Here is a 10,698-nt window from a genome sequence, read left to right on the forward strand (position 1 = left end):
AGCCTCTGGTTGCTTCCTGCTGGACTGCTATATCTCCCATAGCACCGGTCACAGGCCGCTACACGGCCAAGCTGCGCCTGACAGGCGAGCTCGCAAGGCAGGTCCGCCTGCGCGTACCGCACACCAGCAGGGAGCATCCATGGACAACATCGTCGTCGCCGACAAGCAATCCGCCGTCGCCACCCAGAATGCCTGGGGTGATATCGCGCTCAAAAGCCCAGGTGTCGTGCAGATGCCAGTTGCCCCTGATCAGGTGGCCACCGTCACCCGCCGTGGCCAGGACCTGATCGTCACCCTCAAATCCGGGGAAAAGGTCACCGTCGGCAACTTCTTCGCCGTGGACCAGGCCGGCGTCGGTAGCGACATGGTGTTCGTCGGCGAAGACGGTACCTTATGGCACGCCAACTATGACGCCGCGGCCTTCACCGGATTCACCTTCGACGAAGTGGCCTCGCTCGATGAACTGGTGGCCGGCATCGGCGTGGCCGGCAGTGCCACCCCGACCTGGGCCATCGCCGCCCTGAGCCTGCTTGGCGTCGGTGGCGCGGCTGCGGCCGCGGACCACAGCAGCGGTGGCGGCAGCAGTGGCGGCTCCGCACCTGGTGACACCACGCCCCCGGCCAGCGCCATCGATCTGTTGGTATCGCCCGATGGCCTGCACGTGACCGGCCGTGGCGAAGCGGGTACCACGGTCACGGTACGCGATGCCGCCGGCAATGTGATCGGCACCGGCACGGTAGGGGCCGACGGTACTTTCGATGTCTCGCTGAACTCGCCACAGACCAACGGCGAAAAACTGGGTGTCACCCTGACCGATCCTGCCGGAAACAGCTCCGATCCCGCGTCGGTGACAGCCCCCGACGGTGGCGTGGGCAATCCGCCCGACACCACTGCACCCGATGCGCCGACCAACCTTGTGATCGACCAGGCCGGCAAGCGACTCAGTGGCCGCGGCGAAGCCGGCACAACGGTGCAAGTGCGCGATGCCGATGGCAATGTCCTGGCAACCGGCACCGTCGGCGCGGACGGCACCTTCCATCTGACGCTCCAGCCGGCGCTTGTCGACGGCAGCACCGTGCAAGTGCTGCTTACCGATGCCGCCGGCAATGTTTCCGCACCCGGCGCGGTGACCTCGGCCGACCTGCTGCCTCCCGCCCAACCCAGCGGCCTGACCATCAGCGCCGACGGCAGTGTGCTGACCGGCCGCGCCGAGCCGGGCAGCACCGTGAAAGTACTCGCCGCCGACGGCACGACCGTGCTCGGCAGCGCCGTGGCGGGCGCCAACGGTGCGTTCAGCATCAGCCTCGTGCCGCCACAGGTCGACGGCGAGCAGTTGCACGTGACTGCCACCGACCACGCCGGCAACACCTCGACCGCCGGCAGTGTCACCGCGCCGGATATCGACACTGGCGGTGGTGACACCACAGCACCAGCACCGGCCAGCAACCTGGTGATCAGCGCCGATGGGCGCACCCTCACTGGCAGCGCCGAAGCCGGCGCCCGCGTAGAGGTGCGTGATGCCAACGGCACCCTGATCGGCAGCACCATCGCCGGGCCGGATGGCACCTTCAGCCTCTCCCTCGACCCGATCCAGGCCAATGGCGAAACCCTGGCCATCCGCGTGATCGATGCCGCGGGCAACAGTTCTGCAGCGGTGGACTTCACCGCGCCCGACAGCACCCCGCCGCAGGCCGTCGGCAGCCCTGGCATCGATGCCAGCGGCACGACCGTTACCGGCACCGGCGAGCCGGGCGCCACCGTCACCGTGCGCGGCGCTGATGGCAGCGTACTGGGCAGCGCGGTGGTGGCGAGCAACGGCACCTTCGAAATCACCCTCGGTACGGCACAGACCAACGGCCAGGCACTGACCGTCGAACAACGCGACCCGACCGGCAACGTTTCGGCAGCGGTCGACCTGTCTGCACCGGACAGCCAGGCACCTGCCATCCCAGGCGGCCTGAGCTTGTCCGCCAATGGCGGCGTCCTGTCGGGCACCGGCGAGCCTGGCGCCCAGGTGCGAGTGACCGGGGCCGGCGGCGCGGTGCTCGGCACTGCCGTGGTGGCGGCCGATGGCAGCTTCCACGTCACCCTCGACCCGCCACAACTCAATGGCCAGACCCTGTCCATCACCCAGGCAGACGCTGCTGGCAATACCTCCACGGCCGGCACCGTGACCGCTACCGACCTGCAAGGGCCGCAAGCCGCCCAAGGCCTCGAACTGACCGCAGGCGGCACGAAGCTCGATGGCCAGGGTGAAGCCGGCAGCACCGTGCTGGTGCGCAACGCGGCCGGGCAGTTGCTGGGCAGTGCCACGGTGAATGAAGACGGTACGTTCAGCGTCACCCTCAACCCGGCCCAGGCCAACGGTGAGGTGCTGTCGATAGTACTGGTGGACCCAGCGGGCAATGCTTCGCCATCGGCCAGCTTCACGGCCGACGACAGCAGCGCGCCGGCCACCCCGACCGGCTTGCAGGTCAGCGCCGATGGCAGCGTGCTCAGCGGCACGGGTGAAGCCGGCGCATCGGTGCAGGTGCGCAACGCCAACGGCGACCTGTTGGGCACCCTGGTGATCCCGGCGAACGGCAACTTCAGCGTGCCGCTGGTGCCTGCGCAACTCGATGGCCAGACGCTCCAGGTGACCTTGACCGACCCGGCCGGCAATGCCTCCACCGCAGGCCAGGCCACCGCACCCGATCTCACCCCGCCGGTGCTGCCGACCGATGTCGGCGTGAGCGCGGACGGCACCACGGTCACCGGCACTGCACCAGGCGCCAGTTCGGTGACGGTCACCGACCCCGACGGCAACGTGATCACCGTCCCCGTGAATGCCGATGGCAGTTTCAGCGTGTCACTGGACACGCCTCTGACCAATGGCGAAGCCGTGACCGTGGTGGTCACCGATGGTGCGGGCAACGACTCGGCCACGACCACCATCAGCGCACCGGATAACACGCCGCCCGCCGCCGCCACGGACCTTGCCGTCAGCCCCGATGGCGCAACCGTCGGCGGCACCGCCGAACCCGGCAGCACGGTCACCGTGCGTGACGGCAGCACGGTACTGGGCACGGCCACGGCAGCTCCCGACGGCAGCTTCGTGATCACGGTCGCGCCACCGCTGGCCAGCGGCGACCTCGTCCAGGTCGTGGTCAGCGATGGCGCTGGCAATGCAACCCCCACCCCCCTCAATGGCCCCGACGGCACAGAAGTGGCCACCCCCAGCGGCCTGCTGATCAGCGCCGACGGGTTCCTGCTCACCGGGGAAGGCACCGTGGGTTCGCTGATCACCGTGACCTCCGGCGGCACCACCCTGGGTACCGCCACGGTCGGTAGCGATGGCACGTTCCGGGTGTTCTTCAGCAACGCCCAGCTCAATGCACAGACCCTGCAAGTCACCGCCCGCGCCTCGCTGGATGGCCAGCCTTCGGTGCCGGCAACCATCGTCGCGGCGGACAGGACCGCACCAGATGCACCCGACCAGCTCACCCTCGACCGCAGCGGCAGCACCCTCACCGGCCACGGCGAAGTGGGCGCTACCGTACGCGTGGTGGATGCCCAGGGTACCCTGCTGGGCACCGCGACCGTAGGCAGCAACGGGTTGTTCAGCATCAACCTGACACCGCCACAGGCAAACGCCCAGAACCTGACCATCACCCAGGCCGACGCCGCCGGCAACACTTCGCTCGCCGCCACCCTGCAAGCACCCGACCTGCAGGCGCCAGACGCCGCCACCGGGCTGAGCCTGAACAGCGCCGCCACCGTGGTCAGCGGCCAGGGCGAAGCAGGTGCGATCGTCACCGTGCGCGACGCCAGTGGCGCAATCCTGGCGACCGGCACGGTCAACCAGAGCGGCCAGTTCCAGATCACCCTGCCCAATGCGCAAACCACGGGCAGTGCCCTGCAGGTCTCCCTCACCGATGCCGCCGGCAACGTGTCGGCGCCATCGAGCCTGGCGACGCCCGACCGCACTGCACCGGCAGCAGTCAGCGATACGCTGCTCAGCGCCGATGGCCGGCAGTTGTCCGGCAGCGGCGAAGTGGGCGCCACCGTGCAGGTACGCAACGCCGCCGGCAGCGTGGTCGGCAGCGCCACCGTCGGTGCCGATGGCCGCTTCACGGTGACCTTCGATACCCCCCAGGCCAACGGCCAGGCGATCGGCGTGAGCCAGGTGGATGCCGCGGGCAACACCTCGCCCGCCATCACCTTGAGCACCCCGGACCTGACGCCACCGGCAGCGCTTAGCAACGTGGTGCTCAACAACAATGGTCTGACCCTGACCGGTCTCGGTGAAGCCGGTGCCAGCGTGACCGTGCGCGGGCCCGACGGCACCATCATCGGCAGCGGCCTGGTGGCTGCCAACGGCAGTTTCACCCTCACCCTCACCAGTGCCCAGCTCAATGCCCAGCACTTGAGCGTGACCCAGACCGATGCGGGCAACAACACCTCGGCCGCCGTCGCCGTCATCGCGCCGGACTTCACTCCGCCGGCAGCGCCCAGCGCGTTGGCCCTGGCCGGCAGCGGACTGCAGCTGAGCGGCATCGCCGAAGCGGGCAGCACGGTAAGCGTGCGCGATGCGGCGGGCAACCTGCTGGGCACTGCCGTGGCCAACAGCAACGGCACCTTCCAGGTCACCCTCGACAGTGCCCAGACCAACGGCCAGACCTTGCAGGTCAGCGCCACCGATGCCGCCGGGAACCTGTCGCCCAGCACCCCGTACACCGCTGCCGACACCACCCCGCCCGCCGCGGTCGCCAACCTGGCCGTCTCGGCCGATGGCGCCACCTTGACCGGTACCGGTGAAGCGGGCGCCACGGTCACCGTGCGCGCCCCCGATGGCACGTCCCTTGGTACGGCAACGGTCGGCAGCGATGGTCGCTTCAGCGTCAGCCTCGCCCCGGCGGCGTCTGCCGGTGAAAGCCTCAGCGTGACCCAGGCCGATGCCGCCCAGAACGCATCGCCCGCGCAGTCCGTCACCGCGCCGGGCAACCTGGCGCCAGAGACGCCCGATAACCTGCTGCTGTCGGCCGATGGCCTGGTGGTCACCGGCAGCGCCACACCGGGCAGCACGGTGAACGTCTACGGCCCCGGGGGCACCCTGCTGGGTACTGCAGCGGTCGGCAACGACGGCACCTTCAGCGTCACCCTCGGCAGCGCCCAGGCCAACGGCGAAGTGCTGCAGGTCAGTGCCGTGGGCACCGATGGCAGTGCTTCACTGCCAGCCACCCTGCAGGCACCGGACAGCACCGCACCGCAACCGCTGACCGACCTGGTACTGGCAAGCGATGGCCTGACCCTCAGCGGGCGAGGCGAGCCGGGCGCCACGGTCAGCGTGATCGGTGAAGGCGGGATCGACCTCGGCACCGGCGTGGTCGACGCCAGCGGCCATTTCAGCATTGCCCTGAGCGCCGCGCAGATCAACGGCGAGCAGCTCGGCGCCAGCCAGACGGACGCCGCTGGCAACGAGTCGAACAGCGTCACCCTCACCGCGCCTGACCGCGTGGCCCCCGATGCTGCCGCCAACCTCGCCTTCAGCGCAGGCGGCAGCCTGCTCGACGGCACCGGCGAGGCCGGCAGCACGGTGAAAGTGCTGGCCGCCGATGGCAGCGTGCTGGGCACCGCCGTGGTCCGCGCCGATGGCACCTTCCAGGTCAGCCTCGGTGCGCCTCAGGCCAACGGCCAGCAGGTGCAGGTGGTGTTGACCGACGCCGCCGGCAACCAGTCGAACCCAAGCCCGATCACGGCGGCCGATACCACGCCCCCCGCCGCGCCTGCCGAACTGGCGATCTCCAGCGACGGTATTACCCTCACCGGCCGTGGCGAAGCCGGTGCGTTGATCAGCGTGCTCAACCCGGCGGGTGTCGAGATCGGCACCGCGCGAGTCGATGCCAGCGGCCATTTCACCGTCACCCTCGCCCCGGCACTGGGCAACGCCGAGCTGCTGAGCATCACCCAGGCCGACGCCGCCGGTAACGTGTCGGCCGTCGCCACCTTGCAAACCCCTGACTTCACCCCGCCTGCCGCGCTCACCGATGTCGCGATCAACGCCGACGGCAGTGTGGTCACCGGGCGCGGCGAAGCAGGCGCGACCGTGACCGTGACCAACGCCGCGGGCGTAATCCTGGGCACCACCCTGGTGCTCGCCGATGGCAGCTTCAGCGTCCCGCTGACGCCGGCGCAGATCAACCAGCAGGTGCTGTCGGTGCAGCAGGCCGACCCACCCGGCAACATCAGCGCTCCGGTCACGGTCGATGCACCGGACCTGACGCCGCCGGCGGCGGCTGCCGGGCTGCACCTGAGCGCCAGCGGCGATCAACTCAGCGGCACCGGCGAAGCCGGCACCACCGTACGCGTGTATGTCGGCACCCTGGAGATTGGCACCGCCACGGTCGCCGCCAACGGCACCTTCGTGGTCAACCTCAATGCGCCGCAACTCGATGGCCAGTTGCTGCAAGTGGTCCTGACGGACCGCAGCGGCAACGTATCGCCGATCAGCACCCTCACGGCGGTCGACATCACACCACCAGGCGCCGTGCTTGCCGATCTCAACGACAGCGGCACGCAATTGCGCGGAACCGGGGATGCGGGCACCCGCGTCACGGTGATGAACGACCGGGGCGACATGCTCGGCCAGGGGGTGGTCGATGCCGACGGCACCTTCGTGCTCAACCTCAACCCGCCACAGATCAACGGCCAGGTCCTGACCATCATTGCCCAGGACGCCACGGGCAATCCCTCTGCGCCCCTGCAAGTGACCGCACCGGACCTGACCCCGCCCGCGCAACCCGGCGACCTGACCCTGGGTGGTGGCGGCACGCTGCTCAGCGGTACCGGTGAAGCCGGCAGCACCATCACCGTGCGTGGCCCGAACAATACGCTGATCGGCACGGTCGTCGTGCCTGAAAACGGTGAGTTCACTGTCACGCTTGCACCGGCACAGAACAATGGCCAACTGCTCACGGTGGTGGCCTCCGACGAGGCCGGCAACACCTCGCCGCCCGCGAGCTACCAGGCAGCGGACACCGCCGCGCCGGCACTCGTCACCAACCTGAACATCAACACCGCCTACGACGTGCTGAGCGGACGTGGCGAGGCCGGTGCGACGGTGACCGTCAAACTCAACGACGTGGTGATCGGCACCGGCATCGTCGCCGCCAACGGCACCTTCCAGGTCGACCTCAGCCCTGCCCCTGGCTCGGCCGCGCAGCTGATCGTCACCCAGACCGACCTGGCAGGCAACACCTCGGCTGAAGCCGACTACATCACCCCCCTGATCCCGACGCCTGAGCCGCCCACCAGTGCGCTGCTGGCCGCCGACGGCCTGACCTTGACCGGTACTGCGGCCGCGGGTGCGTCGATCCGCGTCTACGATGCGGCAGGCACATTGATCGGCAACGGCGCGGCCAACCTCAACGGCACCTTCACCCTCACGCTGAACAGCCCGCAGCTCAACGGCCAGACCTTGTCGGTGACCACCTCGACCCTGCTCGGTGGCGAATCGCTGCCTTTGATCGTCCAGGCCGCCGACATCACCCCGCCGGACAACCCGGTCATCACTGCCTTGTCGGCCAATGGCCTGGTCCTGACCGGCACCGGTGAAGCAGGCGCCACGGTCACGGTGCGCGACGCCAGCGGCAGCGTGCTCGGCAGTGGTGTGGTGAATGCAGGAGGCGCGTTCAGCATCAACCTGGCCAGCGCCCAGCTCAACGGCCAGGTGCTCGGCGTGAGCCAGGCCGATGCCGCACAGAATGTCTCTGGCAGCACCCGCTACACCGCGCCGGACCTGCAGGCGCCTGTGCCACCGAGCAACCTTGGGCTCAACACCGGCGGTACGGTGCTGACCGGCACCGGCGAGCCCGGCGCGACGGTCACCGTCGTGGGGCCGAACGGCCAGCTCGGCACCGCCGTGGTACAAGCCGACGGCAACTTCAGCATCACCCTCGCCAGCGCGCAGAACGACGGGCAACTGCTCACCGTGCGCCAGGCCGACGCCGCCGGCAACCTGTCTGGCAGCGCCACCCTCACCGCCCCGGACACCACACCGCCCGCCGCCCCAGTGGCAGCAATCAACGCCAACGGCACCACGGTGAGCGGTTCTGGCCAGATCGGCAGCACGGTGGTCGTGCGCAACAGCGCCGGCACCGTGCTGGGCTCCGCCACCGTCGGCAGCAACGGCCTGTTCGTGGTCAGCCTGGCCGCAGCGCAGATCGACAACCAGGCACTGAACGTCACCCTCACCGACCCGGCAGGCAACGTCTCGACCGCCACCGCGCTGACCGCACCGGACCTCACCCCTCCGGCGGCCGCCAGCAACCTGGTGGTCAGCGCCGACGGCAGCACCCTCACCGGCAGCGGTGAGCCAGGCGCCACCGTCACCGTGCGCAGTGCCAGTGGCACCGTGCTGCAGACCGCGACCGTGCAACCCAACGGCACCTTCACCGTCACCCTGAGCCCTGCCCAGGACAACGGCCAGGTGCTGTCGGTGACCCTCACCGACCCGCGCAACAACACCTCCGGCAACGTCAACATCACCGCGCCGGACATCGACGCCAACGCCCCGGTGATCGCCAGCGACAACCTGACCACCGCCACCGTCAACCTGGCGCCGGTGGTCGCCCACCAGACCTACAACGACAGCTTCACCACCTTGCTGTCCGGCTTCACCAAGACCTTTACCTGGACGGTCGGTGCCGGCACCACGGTGGACCCGACCCTGACCCTGACCACCAACAGCGCCTTGGCCCTGCTCAACAGCGCCACCTTCACCCTGCAGGTGAAGAATGCGTCCGGCGCCTGGGTGACCTTGGCCACCGGCACCAGCCAGGGCCTGCTCGACCTGATCCTGCTGCCGCTGGGCCAGGGCATCCGCGTCGACATCGGCGTGCTGCAGGCCGGCGAGTACCGCCTGACCGTCGGCAGCGGCGGCATTGGCCTGATCACCAACGTCACCACCACCCTGGACATCGATACCACCAGCCTGACCCAGTTCACCGGTATCGGTACCCCGGTAAACGGCAACGTCATCAGCGACCCGGGTGTCGATGGCAGCACCGATGCCCGCGGCCCGGACAGCGCTGCGGTGCTGCAGGTGCTGAAGAACGGCAGTTTCGTCAACGCCGGCGGCGCCACCGAAGTGCAAGGCTTGTACGGCACCTTGGTGATTCGCGCCGACGGCAGCTACACCTACACGCCGAACGGCACGCCCTCGAGCGTCGGCAAGGTGGATGTGTTCAGCTACCAGCTGGTGCACGGCAACGGCCTGACCGACGTCGCCAACCTCTACGTGCGCATCGACAGCCCACAGGCCGGGGAGATCTGGAGCGACAGCAACCTCAGTGCACCAGCCACGGTGGTGGATGCCGTCAATGACATCGACAGCACCCAGATCGCCCTGGCCAACCGCGTGGACACCAGCAGCGCCAGCCTCGGTTCGCTGAGCCTGCCGCTGATCGGCAGCCGCCAGGCGACCTACACCACCACGGTCGGCGCCGACACCACGGCCAACCTGCAAGTGGTGGTGAACTCGGCCAACCTGCTGAGCCTGCTCAACGGCACCACCCTGGAACTGCTCAAGCTCAACCCGGCCACCGGGCAGTACGTGCTGGTGCAGGCGGTGGGCGGCAGTTCGCTGGTCAGCCTGCTCGGCGGCGGCGCCGGCTACACCTTCCAGAACCAGGGGCCCGGTACCTACCATATCCGGGTCACGGCCGGTGGCATCGGCCTGGCCAGCTCCATCACCACCAGCCTCAACACCACCACCACGCACACCAACGAGTTCGTGGTCAGCGGCTACACCCCGGTCACCGGCAACCTGCTGACCGATACCGCCGGCGGCGGCGCCGACACCCTCGGTTCGTCGCTCACTGTGCTGAGCGTGCTGGTCGCGGCCAACACCTACGTCATCCCCGGCTACAACGGGGTCAGCGTGGCCGGCAGCTACGGCACGCTGCTGGTGCATGCCGACGGCAGCTACAGCTATACCCTCAACCCGGGGCTGACCTCCGCGGTAATCGGCCAGCACGACACCTTCACCTACGAGCTGACCCACCCCAACGGCACCAGCGACGTGGCCACCCTCACCATCAACCTGGACAACACCGCCGCCTTCACCGCCACCACCTCGATGCTGGCCGACAGCGGCGACGACAACCTGGCGCTGGTCGCCGCAGCCGCCTCCAGCGAAGTCATCGCCGGTACCGATGGCAACGACCACCTCGACGGCAGCCAAGGTGGCCACATCACCTTGCAGGGTGGCGCCGGGGACGACACCCTGGTAGTGGTCGACCAGCAGTTCGCCAGCGTCGACGGCGGCACTGGCACCGACACCCTGCTGTGGGGCGGCGGCGATGCCAGCATCAACCTCGGCGACCTGGTCGGGCGGGTCCACGACATCGAGATCATCGACCTCAACGACACCAGTTCGGTGGCGTTGACCCTCAACCTGACGGATGTGGTGGCAATCACCGAAACCGGCAAAGACACCTTGATCATCAAGGGCGATGACAAGGACTCGGTACACCTCACCGACAACTGGTCACTGACCGGGAACCAAACCGCTGACGGTACTGACTACAGCCAGTACACGGCCCAGGAGGATCCCAGCCACCACTTGTGGGTGCAGAACGGCATCCATGTCGTCTGAGGCCACTGCGACCCGCCGGGCATCACGCCCGGCGGCATGGATGAACAGCAGTAAGGGAATTT

The 10,698-nt window shown here is 68.8% G+C and carries 1 protein-coding gene; it reads left to right on the forward strand.

From position 1 onward, the window contains the following. The first annotated feature begins 139 nt into the window (after nucleotides 1-139). Complete coding sequence (locus PPL01S_RS03295; RefSeq protein ID WP_028625316.1) at nucleotides 140-10,636, forward strand: BapA/Bap/LapF family large adhesin; 10,497 nt, start codon at nucleotides 140-142, stop codon at nucleotides 10,634-10,636. Nucleotides 10,637-10,698: the final 62 nt, after the last annotated feature.

Origin of the sequence: Pseudomonas plecoglossicida NBRC 103162 = DSM 15088 (genome assembly GCF_000730665.1) — a bacterium.
Classification (GTDB): domain Bacteria; phylum Pseudomonadota; class Gammaproteobacteria; order Pseudomonadales; family Pseudomonadaceae; genus Aquipseudomonas; species Aquipseudomonas plecoglossicida.

Excerpts from the sequence above, each read along its gene's own strand:
- PPL01S_RS03295 (WP_028625316.1), top strand. The coding sequence starts at position 140 with ATGGACAACATCGTCGTCGCCGACAAGCAATCCGCCGTCGCCACCCAG.